14 protein-coding genes are annotated in these 19,423 nt (G+C 62.4%); 8 read left to right on the forward strand and 6 right to left on the reverse strand.

Features of this window, described 5'->3' with window-relative positions:
• Window position 1: 1 nt before the first annotated feature.
• Window positions 2–2,197, reverse strand: coding sequence for an excinuclease ABC subunit UvrB (uvrB, locus tag ACSSV3_RS06425; protein ID WP_354323096.1), 2,196 nt, complete (start codon window positions 2,195–2,197; stop codon window positions 2–4).
• Window positions 2,198–2,360: 163 nt separating this feature from the next.
• Between uvrB and ACSSV3_RS06430 the strand changes: the two genes are divergently transcribed.
• The 6 genes from ACSSV3_RS06430 (at window position 2,361) to ACSSV3_RS06455 (ending at window position 8,099) form a co-directional block, all read left to right on the forward strand.
• The gene (locus ACSSV3_RS06430; protein ID WP_354323097.1) at window positions 2,361–3,167 is read left to right on the forward strand and encodes an esterase/lipase family protein; all 807 of its coding nucleotides are present in this window, start codon (window positions 2,361–2,363) and stop codon (window positions 3,165–3,167) included.
• Between the two features lie 117 nt (window positions 3,168–3,284).
• Window positions 3,285–4,715 carry a circularly permuted type 2 ATP-grasp protein gene (locus tag ACSSV3_RS06435; protein ID WP_354323099.1) on the forward strand — a complete coding sequence of 477 codons (1,431 nt, stop codon included), beginning with the start codon at window positions 3,285–3,287 and terminating at the stop codon, window positions 4,713–4,715.
• Between the two features lie 21 nt (window positions 4,716–4,736).
• Window positions 4,737–5,681 (forward strand): alpha-E domain-containing protein, encoded by a 945-nt coding sequence (locus ACSSV3_RS06440; RefSeq protein WP_354323101.1) that lies wholly within the window; start codon window positions 4,737–4,739, stop codon window positions 5,679–5,681.
• Window positions 5,682–5,686: 5 nt separating this feature from the next.
• Entirely contained in the window at window positions 5,687–6,526 is an 840-nt protein-coding gene (locus ACSSV3_RS06445) for a transglutaminase family protein (RefSeq protein ID WP_454184780.1), read from the forward strand.
• Between the two features lie 63 nt (window positions 6,527–6,589).
• Entirely contained in the window at window positions 6,590–7,336 is a 747-nt protein-coding gene (locus tag ACSSV3_RS06450; RefSeq protein ID WP_354323104.1) for a proteasome-type protease, read from the forward strand.
• A gap of 142 nt (window positions 7,337–7,478) precedes the next feature.
• Window positions 7,479–8,099, forward strand: coding sequence for a response regulator transcription factor (locus ACSSV3_RS06455; protein ID WP_354323105.1), 621 nt, complete (start codon window positions 7,479–7,481; stop codon window positions 8,097–8,099).
• A gap of 202 nt (window positions 8,100–8,301) precedes the next feature.
• Here ACSSV3_RS06455 and ACSSV3_RS06460 read toward each other — a convergent pair whose 3' ends face one another.
• The 3 genes from ACSSV3_RS06460 to typA all read right to left on the reverse strand — a co-directional run bounded on the left by ACSSV3_RS06460 (window position 8,302) and on the right by typA (window position 12,551).
• Window positions 8,302–9,033, reverse strand: a complete 732-nt coding sequence (locus ACSSV3_RS06460; RefSeq protein WP_354323107.1) for an extensin-like domain-containing protein — start codon at window positions 9,031–9,033, stop codon at window positions 8,302–8,304.
• Window positions 9,034–9,134: 101 nt separating this feature from the next.
• A complete protein-coding gene (putP, locus tag ACSSV3_RS06465) occupies window positions 9,135–10,646 on the reverse strand; it encodes a sodium/proline symporter PutP (RefSeq protein ID WP_354323109.1) in 1,512 nt (503 codons plus the stop codon).
• 69 nt (window positions 10,647–10,715) lie between these two features.
• Window positions 10,716–12,551: a translational GTPase TypA gene (gene typA / locus ACSSV3_RS06470; RefSeq protein WP_354323110.1), complete on the reverse strand. Its 1,836-nt coding sequence runs from the start codon at window positions 12,549–12,551 to the stop codon at window positions 10,716–10,718.
• A 415-nt stretch (window positions 12,552–12,966) separates the two neighbouring features.
• Here typA and ACSSV3_RS06475 point away from each other — a divergent pair, with 415 nt between their 5' ends.
• Window positions 12,967–15,591 carry a TonB-dependent receptor gene (locus tag ACSSV3_RS06475; protein WP_354323111.1) on the forward strand — a complete coding sequence of 875 codons (2,625 nt, stop codon included), beginning with the start codon at window positions 12,967–12,969 and terminating at the stop codon, window positions 15,589–15,591.
• Between the two features lie 140 nt (window positions 15,592–15,731).
• Complete coding sequence (locus ACSSV3_RS06480; protein ID WP_354323113.1) at window positions 15,732–16,154, forward strand: DUF805 domain-containing protein; 423 nt, start codon at window positions 15,732–15,734, stop codon at window positions 16,152–16,154.
• A 27-nt stretch (window positions 16,155–16,181) separates the two neighbouring features.
• Here the strand turns inward: ACSSV3_RS06480 and ACSSV3_RS06485 are convergent, their stop codons facing one another.
• A complete protein-coding gene (locus ACSSV3_RS06485) occupies window positions 16,182–18,707 on the reverse strand; it encodes an ABC transporter permease (protein WP_354323114.1) in 2,526 nt (841 codons plus the stop codon).
• Window positions 18,704–19,411 (reverse strand): ABC transporter ATP-binding protein, encoded by a 708-nt coding sequence (locus ACSSV3_RS06490; protein WP_354323116.1) that lies wholly within the window; start codon window positions 19,409–19,411, stop codon window positions 18,704–18,706. Before ACSSV3_RS06490 ends, ACSSV3_RS06485 begins: the two co-directional genes overlap by 4 nt.
• Window positions 19,412–19,423 lie beyond the last annotated feature (12 nt).

Raw genomic sequence — 19,423 nt, forward strand, 5'->3', positions numbered from 1 at the left:
CTCAAGCCTTCCCGCCCCTCCACTTCGCCCGCACCTTCCCATACCGCGTCTTGCGCGTCCCCGGTTTCCCCTCGTTGCTCCGACCCACAATCGGAGCGCGCTTCTCGCCGTCCGGAATCCCCAACTCGTCCGCTTCCAGCCGCCGGATTTCGTCGCGCAACCGGCCTGCTTCTTCGAATTCAAGGTTCGCCGCCGCGTCGCGCATCCGTTTTTCGAGGTCTTCGATGTAGCTGCGCAGGTTGTGGCCGACGAGGTTGTTGCGCGCATCATCGCCGGTATCCACCAGCACGCTATCCTGCGCCGCCGTATGCGCGACGATGTCGTGGATGTTGCGCTTGATCGACAGCGGCGTGATGCCGTGTTCCTTGTTGAACTCTTCCTGCTTGGAACGGCGCCGGTCAGTCTCTGCCAGCGCCCGCTCCATGCTGCCGGTCACGCGGTCGGCATAGAGGATCACCCGGCCATCGACATTGCGCGCGGCGCGGCCGATGGTCTGGATCAGGCTCGTCTCGCTGCGCAAAAACCCTTCCTTGTCCGCGTCAAGGATCGCCACCAGCCCGCATTCGGGGATGTCCAGCCCTTCGCGCAGCAGGTTGATCCCGATCAGCACGTCATAAACGCCGAGCCTGAGGTCACGGATCAGCTCGATGCGTTCGAGCGTTTCGACGTCCGAGTGCATATAGCGCACCCGCACGCCCGCCTCGTGCATGAATTCGGTGAGGTCTTCGGCCATACGCTTGGTCAGGGTAGTGACGAGCGTGCGATAACCCTTGGCTGCGGTGGCTTTGCATTCGACGATGCAATCCTGCACCTGATCTTCGACCGGGCGGATTTCCACCGGCGGATCGATCAACCCGGTGGGGCGGATCACCTGTTCGGCGAACACCCCGCCGGTCTGCTCCATTTCCCAATGCCCCGGCGTGGCGGAGACGGCAAAGGTTTGCGGACGCATCGCGTCCCATTCGTTGAAGCGCAAGGGGCGGTTGTCGATGCAGGATGGCAGGCGGAAGCCATATTCGGCCAGCGTCAGCTTGCGGCGATGATCGCCCTTCGCCATCGCGCCGATCTGCGGCACGGTCTGGTGACTTTCATCGACGAATAGCAGCGCGTTTTCAGGCAGATATTCGAACAAGGTTGGCGGGGGTTCACCGGGGAGCCGCCCGGTGAGGAAGCGGCTGTAATTCTCGATCCCCGCGCAGCTTCCTGTCGCCGCGATCATTTCCAGATCGAAATGCGTGCGCTGTTCCAGCCGCTGGCGTTCGAGCAGTTTGCCTTCGGCCTCCAGTTCTTTGAGCCGTTCTTCCAGCTCGAATTTGATCGCGGCGGCGGCCTGCTTCATCGTCGGCCCCGGTGTGACGTAGTGCGAATTGGCATAGACCCGCACCTTCTCAAGGCTCGCGCCCTTGCTGCCGGTCAACGGGTCAAACTCGGCAATATCCTCGATCTCGTCGCCGAAGAAACTGATGCGCCACGCCATGTCTTCATAGTGCGACGGGAAGACTTCGAGGTTGTCGCCGCGCACGCGGAAGGTGCCGCGCGTGAACGCCGCGTCGTTGCGCTTGTATTGCAGCGCCACCAGCTTGCGGATCAATTCGCGCTGATCGACCGTTTCGCCCGCCTTGATGTCGAAAATCATCGCTGAGTAAGTTTCGACCGAGCCGATGCCATAGAGGCACGATACCGAGGCAACGATGATCACGTCATCGCGTTCGAGCAAGCTACGGGTGGCCGAATGGCGCATCCGGTCGATCGCTTCGTTTACCGAGGATTCCTTCTCGATATAGGTGTCAGACCGCGGCACGTAGGCTTCGGGCTGGTAATAATCGTAGTAGGAAACGAAATATTCGACCGCGTTTTCGGGAAAGAAGCTTTTGAATTCGCCATATAACTGCGCGGCGAGGATTTTGTTGGGCGCAAGGATCAATGCGGGGCGTTGCAGCGTTTCGATCACCTTGGCCATGGTGAAGGTCTTGCCCGATCCGGTCACGCCCAGCAGCACCTGCGTTTTCTCGCCCGCCAGCGCGCTTTGCGTCAATTCGGCAATCGCGGTCGGTTGATCGCCTGCGGGTTCGTATTCGGACACCAGTTTGAACGGGATGCCGCCCATCGACTTGTCGGGGCGGGCAGGGCGGTGGGGGGTGAAGTCCGCGCCCGTGTCGGGCTCGTCCAACCCCCTGCGGATCACGAGTTCGGCCATGCATCGCCATATGCGGCGTCGCGCGGCGGTTGTGAAGGGCCGCGAGGCTGGCCGGATGCGCAATTTTGCAGGGTCGGCGCGGATGAATTGTGACATTTCAGCGAAGGTTCATCCGCTGCGTGGCTTAGAGGCGCATATGGCTCCGTTGCGCTCCGTTCCTGAAATGCCTCGCCTGCCCGGCCCGTGGATGGCAGCCGCCGTTGCGGCCGGGGCTGGCGCGCGGCAGGCCTATGCGGCCAGCGCCTTTGCACGGCGCGTGGCGCTGGCGCGTGAAGTCATCCCTGAAGAACACGAAGCGGGCAAGCCCCGGCTGGTACGGATGCTGGCAGAGGCTGACATCCTGCTCGAACCGCTGCGCCGCCCCCGCCGCACACTGGAAATCGCGCCCAGCGCCAACCCGCAGACGGCGATGATTCTGCCCGGTTTTGGCACGCGCCCGGGCCGGATGCGCTATCTCGCGCGGCAGCTTGAGGCGGCGGGCCATGTTGCCAAACGCTGGGGGCAGGGCCGCAACTGGGGGCCGGATCAACAGCGATTTGAATTGTTGGAGGCGCGGCTGCTCGATCTGCACGCGCGCCACGGGCGCAAGGTGGTGCTGATCGGCTGGAGCCTGGGCGGGCTTTATGCGCGCGAACTGGCCAAACGTCAGCCGCACGCGGTGGCCAAGGTAATCACCATGGGATCGCCGTTTTCGGGCAGCCCGCGCGCCAATAATGTCTGGCGCGCCTATCAGTTCATCACCGGCCATTCGGTCGATGCGCCGCCGATCGAGGCGGAACTGGCGGTCAAGCCTCCGGTGGAAACGGTCGCTTTGTGGAGCGCCAATGACGGCGCGATTGCCCCGCGCTGCGCGGCAGGCCGACCGGGCGAGCGCGACCGCGCGATTGCGGTGCGCTGCACCCACATGGGCTTTACCTATGAACCGCAGGTGATCCATGCCGTGCTGAGCGAGCTTGAAATTACCCGCTAAGCCGCGCTGGCGCAGCAAAGTTGCAGGTGGTCAAGCAACCGCTTTCCTTTTGTGAAACCGCGGTTACATTGCTGCAGTGCACATATTTGCGCACACACGGCGAACTAGCGGGGGTCAATGCACGCAAGCAGCGGCAATTTTGACGAGATGTTCGATGGCGGCGGCCATACAAGGCCGGCCTATGCCGAATACTGCCGTTGGTATGATGAGCAGCCCGGCGAATTCCTGCGCCGCAAAAACCGTGAGGCGGATGACGCCTTCCGCCGCACCGGGATCACCTTCAATGTCTATGGCGAGAACGAGGCGGAAGAACGCCTGATCCCGTTCGACATGGTGCCGCGCATCATCACTGCGGCCGAATGGCGCAAGCTGTCGCGCGGGATCGAACAGCGGGTGCGCGCGCTCAATTCGTTCCTGTATGATCTCTATCATCGGCAGGAAATCGTGCGCGCGGGCCGTCTGCCCGAACGCTTGCTGCGCGGCAATGATGCGTGGCTGGCGAACATGGTTGGCTTCACCCCGCCGGGCGGGATTTACACCCACATTGTCGGCATCGATCTGGTGCGCACCGGGCCGGACGAGTTTTTCGTGCTCGAAGACAACGCGCGCACGCCTTCGGGCGTGTCCTATATGCTCGAAAACCGCGAAACGATGATGGGGATGTTCCCCGATCTGTTCAGCCGGATCGCGGTGGAAAGCGTGTCGAACTATCCGCGCCGCCTCGCGCGCAGCCTGGCCGCCTGCGCGCCGCCCGCTTTTGCCGGGGGTAAGCCCACGGTCGCGGTGCTGACGCCGGGGATTTATAACTCGGCCTATTTCGAACACGCCTTTCTGGCCGATCAGATGGGGGCCGAACTGGTCGAAGGCAGCGACCTGCGGGTGGTCGGGGGCAGGGTGCAGATGCGCACCACGCTGGGATACAAGCCGATCGACGTGCTCTACCGCCGGGTCGATGATGATTACCTCGATCCGCTGACCTTCAATCCCGATTCTGCGCTGGGCGTGCCGGGGATCATGGATGTGTACCGCGCGGGCGGGATCACCATCGCCAATGCGCCGGGGACGGGCGTGGCCGATGACAAGGCGATTTACAGCTTCATGCCCGAAATCGTCGAATTCTATACCGGCGAAAAGCCGCTGCTGCCCAATGTCCAGACCTGGCGTTGCGCGGACAAGGATGCGCTTGCCTATGTGCTCGACAACCTTGCCGAACTGGTGGTGAAGGAAGTTCACGGATCGGGCGGATACGGGATGCTGATCGGGCCGACATCATCGAAGCGTGAAATCGCCGCCTTCCGTGAAAAGCTGATCGCGCGGCCCGATAACTACATCGCGCAGCCGACATTGGCGCTGTCGACCTGCCCGATTTACACAGCCAAGGGCCTGTCACCGCGCCATCTTGATCTGCGCCCCTTCGTGCTGGTTTCGCCCGAAGGGATCGACATTACGCCCGGCGGGCTGACGCGGGTGGCGTTGAAAAAGGGATCGCTGGTGGTCAACTCCTCGCAAGGGGGCGGCACCAAGGATACCTGGGTGCTGAAGGACTGACATGGAGGACAACCCCGCCCCATGCTAGGCCGCACCGCCAACAGCCTGTTCTGGATGTTCCGCTATCTTGAGCGGGCAGAGAACACCGCGCGCCTGCTCGACGCGGCATTGCGCATGGCGCTGACCCGCGATCTGACCACGGCCGAGGCGGAATGGCGATCGGTGATCGCGACGCTCGGCCTGCAAGCGGCCTATGAGGCAGTGCATGATGGCTATGACGGGTTGCAAGTGTGGAACTTTGTGCTGCGCGGGGGCTCCAACCCCGGCAATATCCGCGCAATGTTCGGCGCGGTGCGCAGCAATGCGCGCACGGCCCGCACCAATATTTCTTCCGATGTCTGGGAAGCGGTCAATGATAACTGGATGAAGCTCGATGCCATGCTCGCCCGCCCGGTCGGGCAGACCGCTGTGGGCGAGGTGCTGGGCGCAATCCGGCGCGCTGGCACGCAGGTGCACGGCGCGTTCGAAGGTTCGATCCTGCGCGACGAAGGCTATCATTTTGCGCGTGCCGGCACCTTCATCGAACGCGCAGACAGCACTGCGCGCATTCTCGACATGAAGTATTTCCTGCTGCTGCCATCGCTGTCTTACGTGGGTTCCAGCCTCGATACCGGGCAGTGGGAACAGGTGCTGCGATCGGTCGCGGGCGCGCGGGTCTATAGCTGGCTCAACGCCGGGCAGATCGAAGCGCGCGGGATTGTCGAATTTGTGGTGCTGGATGATCGATTCCCGCGCAGCCTTGCGTTTTGCCGCAATGCGCTGCGCGAAACCTTGGCCGCGCTGGCGCGGATGCATGGGGCAGACGGGCAATGCAATGCCTTGATGCGCGATGCCGATACCCGCATCAGCCACCTTACCGTCGATCAGATATTCGAGGCCGGGCTGCACGAATTTCTGATCGATTTCCTCGCCCGCAACGCCGCCATCGCGCACGCGATTGCACAGGATTACCGGTTCCACGCATGAGCAGTATGACCCTCTCGATCCGGCACACCACGCATTACGCCTTTGCGCAGCCGGTGGTGCACGCATTGCAGCGGTTGCGGCTGACGCCCAAGGAAACGCAGGGGCAGCGGATCATCGATTGGTCGATGGCGCTGGAAAACGCCCATGCCGAACTTGAATATGACGATCAGCATTTCAACCACGTCACGCTGATCGCGCTGGACCCCGGCGCGCGTGAGGTGACGGTGACCTGCGCGGGCACGGTTGAGACGGATGATAATGCCGGGGTGATCGGCCGCCATTCGGGTCATCTGCCGTTGTGGAGTTTCGTGCGCCAGACCGCGCTGACCCGACCGGGTGCAAAGCTGCGAGCCTTGCTGCGCGAGGTGTCGGGGCCGATAGATGATGCGCCGCTCGATTTCCTCCACGCATTGTCGGGCCTGATCCGTGACCGCGTTGCTTACGAGGCCGGGCGCACCCATTCGGCCACCACCGCCGAAGAAGCGATGCAGCATGGTTACGGCGTGTGTCAGGACCATGCGCATATCTTCATCGGCGCGGCGCGGGCGGCCGGTATCCCGGCGCGCTATATCAGCGGTTATCTGATGATGGATGACCGGATCGAACAGGAAGCCACCCACGCCTGGGCCGAAGCCCATGTCGAAGGGTTGGGCTGGGTCGGGTTCGATGTGTCGAACGGCATTTGCCCCGATCCGCGTTACGTCCGCGTGGCGACCGGCAGCGATTACCGCGATGCCGCCCCGATCACCGGGATCAGCATTGGCGCGACCGCAGAAGTGCTGACCGTGGGCGTAGCAGTGGAATCGCGCCCAACGGGGCAGCAGCAAGATCAATCATCGCAATAGACCGCCTTTGCCTAGGCGCGCGCTTCGGTATAGGGGCACCGCGCTGCTGAAAAAGGATATGGCATGACCTATTGCGTTGGCATGGTGCTGGATAAGGGGCTGGTGCTGATGAGCGACACCCGCACCAATTCGGGCGTCGACAACATCTCCACCTTCCGCAAGCTGTTCCACTGGAACGTGCCGGGCGAACGCATGATCGCGGTGATGACCGCGGGCAACCTTGCCACCACGCAGGCGGTGATCAGCCAGCTTGAAGAACGCACCAAGGCGCCGGAGGAACGTGACAACGCGCTGCTTAAAGGGCCGACGATGTTTCAGGTCGTCACTGAAATCGGCCGCTTGCTGCGCGCCACCATCGAAGCCGCGCAAAGCGGCAATGGAGATAGCGGCAAGGGGCGCTTTACCGCCACCATGATCGTGGCCGGGCAGATCGCCGGTATGCAGCCCCGCCTGTTCATGATCTATCCCGAGGGCAATTTCATCGAAGCCAGCTGGGACACGCCGTTTTTCCAGATTGGCGAAACCAAATATGGCCGCCCGATCCTGATCCGCGGCTATGATCGCGACATGAGTTTTGAAGATGCGGTGAAATTGCTGATGGTGAGTTTCGATTCCACCCTCAAGGCGAACCTGTCGGTCGGCCTGCCGCTGGATCTGCTGGTGATCGACAAGGATGGGTTCGCGCCTGCCCATGAACACCGGATTACCGCCGATGATCCATATTTCGAAACGATCTCATCGGGTTGGGGAAATGCGCTGCGATCCGCGTTCCATTCGCTTCCACCTTACCAATTTGCCGACAAGGGTTGAATCTTTACCATAATCAAACTCCGATATGGAGGAGAATATCGAAGCAATTTCAATGGTAAGATGCTTTCCCGGTGTGGTGAATGCTCCAGATCGGCGGCGCTACTGCGTGTATCCCTTAAGGGATTGCCGCAAGCCTGTGCCCATGACACGAAAAGCCACGCTCCACTTCATCGATTCCTGTAGCCGCCAACGTGCCGAACTGGCCCGGATAGGCTTCGCGCTGGGCCATCATTGCGAAGTGTATGGCGATCTGTCCGAATTGGCGGCTCACCCGCCGCGCGAAGGCATCATCATCGCCCGCGATACTGCCGAAGATGGTGGGGTCGGCATGATCCTCGATCGGCTTGGGCGGCTGGGCATCTGGCTCCCGCTGATCGCGGTCGATGAGCAGCCGCGCCCCAATCGCATTGTCGAAGCGATCAAGGCCGGGGCCCTTGATTATCTCGCACTGCCGTTTGATCCTGAACGTTTCACCCGCTGCCTCGACCGTATCGAGAAAGAGGCCGAGCAATTCGGCGTGGCGCGCCGCCGGATGATCGAAGCGCGTGACCGGATTTCCACTTTGTCGACGCGCGAACGCGAAGTGCTCGATTGGCTGGCGATGGGCAGCAGCAACAAAGCGATAGCGCGCGAACTTGAAATCAGCCCGCGCACGGTCGAAATCCACCGCGCCAACATGATGACAAAGCTGGGCGCACGCCATGCGGCTGAAGCGGTGCGGCTGAAAATGGAAGCCAAGCTGGAGCCGAAGCTGACAGCATAGAGCATCGTGCTGAAAAGTGGGAACCGGTTTCCAGCTTTTTACGATGCGACAACAAAGGATGGAGCGGGCGACCTGCGTCAGATTTAACGCAGCCCGCTCATAGACCGATTGCGGCCTGCCATCGCGGCGGAGTGGGGAAGGCGCAGCGACCGGTGTTCGTGCCAGCTCTCGCTTAACCCGACCGGATGGGGTTTGGCTCTGCTCAACGGCAGAAGGTCGCGCCGGTGCCTTCGAGATGGAAGTGGTCTTTGTGCGCGGCGTTGTATTCGGGGCCAAGCACGGTGCCAAACCGCTTGCACGCGCTTTTGTGCACCACCCGCAGGAATTCGCGCGTGGCCGCATCGCCGCCGTCCCAGTCGCGCTGCAACACGATCCGGCGGCCATCGGCCAGCACAAAGCCTGAAACGTCGATCGCTTCGGCGCGGGCGTGGGCGGAGCGGCGTTCAGTCCCGGCGACATTGCGGCAGGAATAGCTGCCCATCGTTTCGATCCGCGCGACCGGGCTGCCAAGGATCTGGCGCGCGGCGCGGTCAACGCCAAACCGCGCCCAGTCATTGAAAGCCTTGGCGGTGCCGCAGCGCACTGCGCCGATATTGCTGACGTTCAGCGGTGCACGGTCGCCCGCCAGCGCCATCAGTTGCACCGTGCCCAGCTTGTTGCATCCGGGCGCGGCGTAGGCATCGGGCAGGGCATCGAACCGCGCACCGCTGGCGCCAAGATCAGCTAGGCAGCTCGCATCTTCGGGGCGCGGGACATAGGATTGCGGGGCGGAACTGACGCGGGTGGCCGGGCGGGCCGCAGGTGTGCGGTCTGATGTACTGACGGAACCGGGCGCAGCCCCGCTGCCGCCGCCGGGGATCAACGAGCCGCATCCCGCCAGCGCCAGCGTGGCTGCAATCAGCGTCGTTACGCGAATCTTGCCTGTGCCTGTCATAGCTAAGGACTATTAAACAATAATGGTTAACAGACCGGAAACGAATGCGGATAGGTGATGGTTTTAAGTGGGGTAGGTAAAAGGCGCGAGGTGCCCCGCGCTTAGGTAATCCCCGGTTTCGGCCGGGTGAACTTGCTCACCACGATGATCGCCGCCATCGCTGCGGCAAAGCCGGGGACTATTTCGTAAAGGCCGGGGCCGCCGCCCAGCGCGGCTGGTAACTGCGCGTTCCAGCCCAGCGCGATCCATCCGGCCACCACGCCCGCGCCGGTCACCAGCCCGGCCACTGCGCCCGCCCCGGTCATGCCCGTGCCATCCTTGCCCGTCCCATCCTTGCCATGCCACATCAGCGCCAGCAGGATCAGCGGGCCGAACGCCGCGCCAAACCCAGCCCAGGCATTGGCGACCAGGCCCAGCACCTGGCTGTTCGGATCAGCCGCAATCACGATCGCGGCGATGGCGACCAGTGCGACCGCGATGCGCGAGACATTGACTGCCTCACGCTCGCTGGCGTTTCGGCGCAGGAACAGGCGGTAGAAATCCTCGGTCAAAGAGCTCGAACTGACCAGCAACTGCGATGAAATCGTGCTCATGATCGCGGCCAGCAGCGCGGCGTATAGAAACCCTGTTACCGCCGGGTGGAACAGCAATTGCGCCAGCACGATGAAGATCGTTTCGGGATCGTCCACCACCAGCCCGTTGCGTTCCGCATAGGCCCGCCCCGCGATGCCCAGCCCGATCGAGCCAAGCAGCGCAATGCCCATCCATCCCATCCCGAACGCCGCCGCGCGGCGCACGTTTTCCACCCGGTTGATCGCCATGAAGCGCACGATGATATGCGGCTGGCCGAAATAGCCCAGCCCCCATGTCACCGCGCTGATAAAGCCGATGGCGGTGAGGCCGTAAGTGAGGTCGAGAAAGCCTTCGATCGGCACTTCGGTCAGGCTCCCGCCCGCCGATCCGCCGGGGCCGAACATCACCACCAGCGGCATGATGACCAGCGCCCCCATCATGATCAACCCCTGCACGAAATCGGTCAGGCTGACCGCCAGAAACCCGCCAACCATGGTGTAGGCCAGCACGATCCCGGCAGTGATGACGATGCCGAGCATATAGTCGCTCAGCCCGGTGTTCGGGAGGATTCCGGCAAAGGCGGTTTCAAACAGCTTACCCCCGCCGACGAGGCCGGCTGCGGTATAGACGGTGAAGAAGGCGACGATGATGATTGCCGATGTCACCCGCAGCGCGGTGCCGCGTTCGGGGAAGCGGTTGGCGAGGAATTGCGGGATGGTGAGCGCGTTGCCGATCCGCTCGGTCTGTTCGCGCAGTCGCGGCGCAACCAGCACCCAATTGGCGAGCGCGCCGATGAATAGCCCAATCCCGATCCACGCTTCGACCAGTCCGGTGGCATACAGCGCGCCGGGCAGGCCCAGCAGCAGCCATCCCGACATATCGGATGCGCCTGCGCTCAGCGCCGCGACCGACGGCGGCAGGTTGCGCCCTGCCAGCAGATAGCCGGCAGAATCCCCGGTCGATCTGCGCCAGGCGTAAAGCCCGATGGCGAGCATCAGGATGAAATAGGCGGCGAGGGAAGCGAGAGTGGCACTGTTCATGGCGCGGTGGGTAACAAGCGCGCGGGCGCTTGGCCACCGCTAGCCGGGATTTTTTCCCGCCTGCGCCGATCAGCCGTCCTTGCGGCGGCGTGCTTTCTTGCGTTCGTTGGGATCGAGGATCGCCTTGCGCAGACGGATCGATTGCGGGGTCACTTCGACCATTTCATCGTCGTCGATATAGGCGATGGATTGTTCCAGGCTCATCCGGCGCGGCGGGGTCAGGCGGATCGCTTCGTCCTTGCCCGATGATCGCACGTTGGAAAGCTGCTTGGCCTTCATCGGGTTGACTTCGAGATCGTCGGGCTTGGCGTTTTCGCCGATGATCATGCCTTCATACAGCTTCATCTGCGGGGCGACGAACAGTTCGCCGCGTTCTTCGAGCATATTGAGCGCATAGGCATTGGCTTCGCCATCGCCGTTCGAGATCAGCACGCCGTTCTGCCGCCCTTCGATCGAGCCCTTGTAGGGGCCGTATTTCTCGAACAAGCGGTTCATGATCCCGGTGCCGCGCGTGTCGGACAGGAATTCACCGTGATAGCCGATCAGCCCGCGTGACGGGGCGGAAAAGGTGATGCGGGTCTTGCCCACGCCCGACGGGCGCATTTCGGTGAGGTCTGCCTTGCGGCGCTGCATCTTTTCCACGACCGTGCCCGAATGTTCGTCATCCACGTCGATGACGACGGTTTCGTATGGCTCCATGCGCTTGCCATCTTCCTCGCGGAACAGCACGCGCGGGCGGCTGATGCCGAGCTCGAACCCTTCGCGGCGCATCGTTTCGATCAGCACGCCCAACTGCAATTCGCCGCGCCCGGCGACTTCGAAGGCGTCCTTGTCCTCGGATTCGGTGACGCGGATGGCGACGTTGGTTTCGGCCTCGCGCAGCAACCGGTCGCGGATGATGCGGCTGGTCACCTTGGTGCCTTCGCGCCCAGCCATCGGGCTGTCATTGACCGAGAAACGCATCGCCAGCGTCGGCGGATCAATCGGCTGGGCGGCGATCGGTTCGGATACCGAAGGATCGCAGATGGTGTTGGCCACGGTGGCCTTTTCAAGGCCCGCCAGAGCAATGATGTCGCCCGCCTGTGCGGTTTCCACCGGCACGCGTTCCAGCCCATCAAAGCTCATCAGCTTGGTGGCGCGGCCCACTTCGATCACCTTGCCGTCCATATCGATAGCGTGGATCGGATCATTGACCTTGATCGTGCCCGACTGCACCCGCCCGGTAATCACGCGGCCCATGAAGTTGTCACGATCAAGCAGCGTGGCAAGGAAGCTGAACTTCGCGTTCGGGTCGAGGCCGGGGGCGGGGACGTGTTCGATGATCTTTTCGAACAGCGGGGCCAGGCTGCCTTCGCGGCGATCCTGATCTTCGCTGGCATAGCCATCGCGGCCCGATGCATAGAGCACCGGGAATTCGAGCTGATCGTCGGCAGCATCAAGGCTGACGAACAGATCGAACACTTCGTCCAGCACTTCCTGCGGGCGGCCATCGGGACGGTCGATCTTGTTGACGACGACAATCGGGCGCAGACCCAGTGCCAGTGCCTTGCCGGTCACGAACTTGGTCTGCGGCATCGCACCTTCGGCACTGTCGACCAACAGGATCACGCCGTCCACCATGCTGAGGATACGTTCCACCTCGGCGCCGAAATCGGCGTGACCGGGGGTGTCGACGATATTGATGCGCGTGGTGGTGCCATCTGCGCCATGCCATTCGACGCTGGTGCACTTGGCAAGGATCGTGATCCCGCGTTCCTTTTCCAGATCGCCCGAATCCATTGCGCGTTCTTCGACCCGCTGGTTTTCGCGGAAGGTGCCCGATTGGCGGAACAACTGATCAACCAACGTGGTCTTTCCGTGGTCAACGTGGGCGATAATCGCGATATTTCTCAGGGCAGACGACATTCGGGAAACTTCCGGTAAAAAAGCCGGTCGCGGGGCGTCCGGTGCATGAAATACGGGCAGCGCGCGCCGGGCACGATGCGTTAGGCGGTGTTTGTGGCGAGTTAGCGACAGACCTTGACGCTACGGCATGGGCCGCAGACGCGCCGGAGTGCTGCGATGCAACATTGCCGCGCCGCCTAGCGCAAGCGCGCGCGCGGGGCAAGCGCAGGGCTTTACGAAGCGATGGGCCGTAGGCGTGGCAGTGTGACTCTTGCGCAACAATCTGCCGTTTTGCCTTGGAAAAGCGTGGTTCTGCGGCTTGTCGCTGGCGCAACACTCGCTTATCACCGCCGCTGCACGACCACGGGAGAGAACGCATCTTGAGATGCGGGCCCTAACCGGCGCCGGGGTCGCGGGATTTAGGAGAGGAGCTTCCATGCGTTCGACCACCACCGGCTTTGCCGGATCATACCGATTGACCCTGCTCGCTGGTGCAGCGGCTTTTGCCTTGGGCGCACCGGGTGTCGCTTTTGCGCAAGATGAGGCGCCCGAAGTCGATGCCCCTCAAAGCAGCAACGTCATTATCGTGACCGCGTCCAAGCGCGAGCAGACGCTGCAGGAAACGCCGATCTCGGTTTCGGTGACCAGCGGTGAAACGCTTGAGCGGGCAGAAATTCGTGACGTGCTCGATCTGCAAACCGTGGTGCCATCGCTTCGCGTGAGCCAGTTGCAGACGTCATCTGCAACGACCTTCATCATCCGCGGCTTCGGTAACGGCGACAACAATTTCGGGATCGAACCTTCGGTCGGTGTGTTTATCGACGGTGTGTTCCGGTCACGCTCAGCCTCATCACTGTCCGATCTCAACATGATTCAGCGCATCGAAGTGCTGAGCGGGCCGCAATCGACCTTGTTCGGCAAGAATGCGAGCGCGGGTGTGATTTCGGTTGTGACCAAGGAACCGCAATACGAATTCGGCGGTCAGGTTTCAGCGACTTATGGCAATTTCGACCAGATTTTCCTGCGCGGTGAATTGACCGGCCCGATCACAGACAATATCGCCTTTTCGGTCGACGGATCCTATCAGGAACGCGACGGGATTGGCCGGATCGTCAACCTCGACAACGCGGAAATCAATGATCGTGACCGCTGGTCGGTCCGTGGCAACCTGTTGATTGAGCCGACGGCTGACATCAAAATCCGTCTGATCGGCGATTATTCGAAAATCGAAGAAGTGTGCTGCCAGACCAGCAACCTTGTTGTCGGCCCGATAACCGCGGGTGCCATTGGCGCAGTCGGCGGGCAATTCCCGACCGACTTCTTCAGCTTTGACAATTTCCTCAACGTGATTCCGGAGAATGACAACGAGAACTACGGCTTTTCGGGCCAGATTGACTGGTCGTTTGGTAATTTTACCGTCACTTCAATCACGGCCTATCGCGAGCTGAACAATTCGTTCTTGCAGGACGTTGACTTTACCAGCGCCGATCTCGTCAATGAATCGCGCGATCAAGGAGTGGATACATTTACGCAGGAACTGCGCATTGCATCAGACTTTGACGGCCCGATCAACTTTCTGCTGGGCGGCTTTTATTTTGACGAAGAAATCGAACAAGACAGCTTCCTGACTGTAGGCGCCGACTTCCGCGATTTTGCCGCGTTCCAGGCAGCACCCGCTGCGCTGCTGCCACCCAACCCGACTGGTGCCCAGCGTATCGCTGTCGGCAACGCGGTGCTCGGGCAAGCCGAAGCCGGGCTCGGCCTGCCGAACGGCAGCATCTTTGGTGGTGACCTCCTGACCAGCGAAACCTTCACGGTCGACAACAAGTCATGGTCGATCTTTGGCACCGTTGATTTTGAACCGCTCGATGGCCTCGTGTTCACCGCCGGTTTCAACTACACCGACGATGAAAAGGACTTCACGTCTGATTTCAACGCACTCGATCCGTTGGCGAATATCAATCTGGTGGACGCGTTCATTATCGGCGCGACCGGTGGAGCTGTCACCAACCGGGCACAATTCCAGGCTCTGCCGACCGCAAATCAGCAAGGACTGCTTGCTGCTGCTACCAATCCGGCCGTGAACCCGCTGCTTGGTCTGAGGGCGTTGCAATTCCAGACACCGTTCCCGGACGTGCCCAACGCGGTTGAAGACGGGCGCACGCGCGATGACGATTTTTCGTACTTGCTGCGCGTGGCGTACCAGGTGTCGAACGAGGTCAACGTTTACGCCAGCTACGCGACAGGCTTCAAGGCGAGCTCCGTCAACCTGTCGCGTGACAGCCGCCCACTACTGACTGACTTTACCCCGGGCCCGGGCGTGTCGACCTTTGCTGCCCCATCATCGCCGATCATCGATGCGGGGCTGGCGACACCGAACCTGACCACTGGCACACGCTTTGCCGGTCCTGAAGAGGCAGAGGTTTACGAACTTGGGGTCAAGGCGCAGTGGGATGGCGTCGGCTTTAACCTGGCAGTGTTCGATCAGTCCATCGACGGCTTCCAGAGCCTTGCGTTCACCGGTCTTGGCTTTGCGTTGCAAAATGCGGGCAAGCAATCTGTTCAGGGCTTTGAATTCGATGCGACGGTATCGCCAGCCGAAAGCCTGGTGCTGACTTTTGCTGCGACCTACCTCGATTCAAAGTTCGACAGTTTCCCGGGCAGTGTGCTGGGCGATCTTTCGGGGCAGTCTGTTGGCGGGGTTCCTGATTTGAGCCTTGTTGCCTCGGCAACCCATACCCACGAATTTGGAGCCAGCGGCAACCGTTTGATCACGCGCGTTGATTTCAACCATGAAAGCAGCACGCCGATCAATAACGGCCTGCCGACATTCAATAGAGGATTGGGCAACACCCAGATATTCAACCGCGAAGTCAATCTGGTAAACACCTCGATGACACTGGCGCTGGACAACGGGCTTGAAGTCGGGGCGTTTGCGCGCAACCTGTTCGACGATAAGTACATCATCACGGTGTTTGATGGCGTCGCGCAGGCCGGAACGGTTTCGGGCTATCCCAACCAGCCGCGCACCTATGGCGGGGTGGTGCGCTTCAAGTTCTGAGCCCACGCTAAGGCTGACAAGCAAAAGAGAAGGCCCCGCGCAGTTGATGCGCGGGGCTTTTTTTATGTTTGCGTTGCGGGCACGATTGTGTTGATTTGCCGAGGCTTCTTGAGTGCAAGGACGATCACATTATGCGATGGATGATTTTGCCGTTTAAACGGTATGCCGATTTTCATGGGCGTTCGCGGCGAATGGAATACTGGATGTTTCAGCTCCTCAATTCGGTGGTGACGCTGGTGCTGATAACACCGTTCATCTACACGATCGTGAGTGTGACGATGGCACTACCTGATGATCCGAACATATTAGCTGCCGCATACTTGGAAATAACTACAGACTGGATGAGCCTTCCTATGATCTGTCTGGCCCTCCTCGGTCTGTATATATTAGCCTCCTTCATTCCCTTGCTAGCGGTAACTGTGCGGCGGATGCATGATCGCAACATGTCAGGCTGGTTATATCTTGTCGCCGGTTTGGTGCCGTTGATGTTGCCGGGAACGGTAGGCCCCAACCGCTATGGCCCTGATCCCAAAGACTCATACGGCGGATACGTTTTCGCCTGAGGCCGCCCGCGCGGGCGCTGCCGGGGGTTACAGCTCCCGCAGCGCCTGCGCCGGTTTCGCCCGCAGCAGCGGCAGCGATCCGGCGAGGGCGAAGGCGAGAACCAGCGCCACGCCAAATCCGAGAACGCCGAGCACCTGGCCCCAATCGGGCAGCCAGTCAAAGCTGAACAGCTGGGTGATTACCACCCACGCCAGCGCCGATCCCAGCCCCAGTGCAACCACCGCCAGCACGCCTGCGATCAGGCCATATTCGGCCAGTTGCAGCAGCAATATCTGCCGCCGGCTCGCCCCTAGCACCCGCAGCATCACCGTGTCATAGGTGCGCGCCGCGCGCGCCGCAGCAATCGCGCCCATCAGCACTGCAAGCCCCGCCAGCACTGTCACCGCCGCCGCCGCCAGCGTCGCCAGGCTCACCTGATCGAGGATAGTGCGCGCCTCGTCCAGAATGCTGCCGACCTCGATCACCGAACTCGACGGCATTTCCCTTACCAATGCGCGCAGCAGCCGTCCGCGCGCGTCGCTATCCGCGCCTGCGGGCAGATCAATCGTGGCCGAAAGATTGTGCGGAGCATCGCTGATCGCATTGCGGCTGAACACCAGCAGGAAGTTGAACCCCATGCTTTCCCAGTCAATCTCACGCAAGGAAGCGATCCGCGCGGTGCGTTCCACGCCGAGGATGCCGACGGTGATGTAATCGCCCACCTCCAGCCCGGCGGCCTTGGCCAGATCAACGTCCATCGACACCAGCGGCTCGCCATCGTGCATCGGGCTCCACCATTCGCCCGCCACTACGCGGTTGCCCTGCGGCAGCGTGTCCGAATAGGTCAGCCCGCGTTCGCCGCGCAGGCCCCACGCGCCGTCGGGAATCTGATCCAGATCGGCAACCCGCACCATCGCGTCCTTAGGCCCGAAAGCCAGCACCGCGCCGCGCATGGTCGGCACGGTGCGGATCGCGGCCTTGGGGAAATCCTGCTGGATCAGATCGAAGAACCGCGGCTCTTTATCGCGCGGCACGTCCAGCACGAAGTAATCGGGCGCATCGCGCGGCACGCGGCTTTGGATATTGCCGTCAATCGCGCTTTGCACGGCGGCCAGCAGCACAAATGCGGCAAGGCCAAACCCCAGCGCCGTGACCAGCGCCCCGGTCGGCGCGCCGGGGCGGTGGATGTTCGACAATGCGCTGCGCAACAAGGGATTGGCCGGACGCGGCACGCGGCGGGCGAGTTGCTGGATGCCCCAGCCAAGCCCCGCCAACAGCGCCAGCGCGCCGCCTGCACCGATCAGGAACCCGCCCGAAAGGCGCGGCTGCGCGGTGGTCAGCAGCGCCAGCGCGCAGATCGCGGCGATCCCCAGACCGGTGGCAATCAGCGCGCGCCTGTCACGCCCCAGCGGCACAATCCCCGACCGCATCAGCGCCATCGCCGGATAGCTGCGCGCGCGCAGCAAGGGCGCAGCGGCGAATGCAAAGGCGACCAGCAAGCCATAGGCCGCCGCCAGCGCTAGCGGGGCCGGGGCGATGATAAACCCGCTTTCCACCGGCAGCAGCCCCTGCAACGCCGCGCCCAGCACGGGGGTGATCAACACGCCCGTGGCCAGCCCGGCAAGGCTCCCCACCAGCGCCGCAACCCCGATCTGCATTGCATAGATGTGCACGATATCGCCCGATGTCGCGCCCAGCACTTTCAGAGTGGCGATGCTGGTGCGGCGTTGATCGAGATAGGACGACACCCCGCCCGCAATCCCGATGCCCGCGATCACCAGCGCAGCCAGCCCCACCAGCGTGAGGAAATCGCTCATCTGCCGCACGAACCGGTCGGTGCTGGGCGATGCGCGGTCGCGGGTGCGGATATCGAACCCGGCATTGGGGAAGGCGTCTGTCAACGCCTCCTCAACCGCCTTGGGATCGCGCGCGGGATTGGCGAAGGCGACGCGGTGTTTGCTTTGATAGAGCGCGCCGGGCTGTAGCAATCCGGCGGCGGCAGGCACACCTTGCGCGACGATCACCGTCGGGCCAAGCTGGAACCCTTCTGACAGGCGATCAGGCTCGTCCTTGATCACGCCAGCGGCTGTCAGGGTGGCGGTGCCGACGGTGAAACTGTCACCCACTGCGATGCCGAGCCGGTCTATCGCGGTTTGCGCAATCCATGCGTTGTTGCCCGAAGGCGCGCCGACTTTGCGCCCGTCAGCCAGCACCAGCGCGCCGAACATCGGCCATTTGGCGTCCACGGCCTTTAGTTCAATCGGCGCGGCGGCTTGCGGCGTGCTGGCCATCGCCTGCAACCGGAATCCGCTCGAAACCTCGCCATATTCCTCCAGCGCGGCGCGTTGATCGGGGGCAAGGTCGCGCTGCCAGATTTCGACTTCGAGATCGCCGCCGAGCAGCTCCTGCCCGGATGAAGCCAATTCGCGTTCGATCGCCGATGTCAGCGTGCCGATCGCGGCGAGCGCGGCGGTGCCGAGGAAGATGCACACCAACAGCAAGCGCAAGCCCCGGAACCGGGCGTTGAGATCGCGCCGGGCAATGCGCCACGCCGTCTTGAGCGGCAGGCTCATGCTGCGTCGGCTGCGCTTGGCGCTGTGTCCGATACGATCACCCCGTCGGCCATCGTCAACACCCGCTCGCAGCGCGCGGCGAGACTGGCATCGTGGGTGATGATCAGCAACGTTGCCCCCGTTTCGGCGCGGCGGGCGAATAACAGGTTGATGATCTCTTCCCCGGTGGCGGCGTCAAGATTGCCGGTCGGTTCATCAGCGAAGATCAGATCAGGGCGCGGCGCGGTGGCGCGGGCGATGGCGACGCGTTGCTGTTCGCCGCCCGAAAGCTGGGTGGGGTAATGCCCGGTGCGGTGGCCAAGGCCGACAGCGGCAAGTTCCGCCTGCGCGCGCGGCGCGGCGTCGGCCATCCTGGCGAGTTCCATCGGGGTGGCGACGTTTTCGGCTGCTGTCATCGTGGGGAGCAGGTGGAACGCCTGAAGCACAATTCCGATCCGCCCCCGGCGCGCTTCAGCAAGGCCATCTTCGGACAAGGCGGCGAAATCCGCGCCCGCCACCGTCACGCTGCCGCCGCTGGCGCGTTCAAGCCCCGACAGCACCGCCATCAGCGAGCTCTTGCCCGAACCCGATGGGCCAAGCAGCGCCACCACCTCACCGCGCGCAATGTCCAGATCAATCCCGCGCAGGATCGTGACCGGCGCGGCAATGCTGCCGAGGGTGAGGGTAAGGTTGCGGGCGCTGATTGCGAGAGAGGGACTTGTCACAGGTTTCCGATG

The sequence above is a fragment of the Porphyrobacter sp. MBR-49 genome (genome assembly GCF_053628655.1).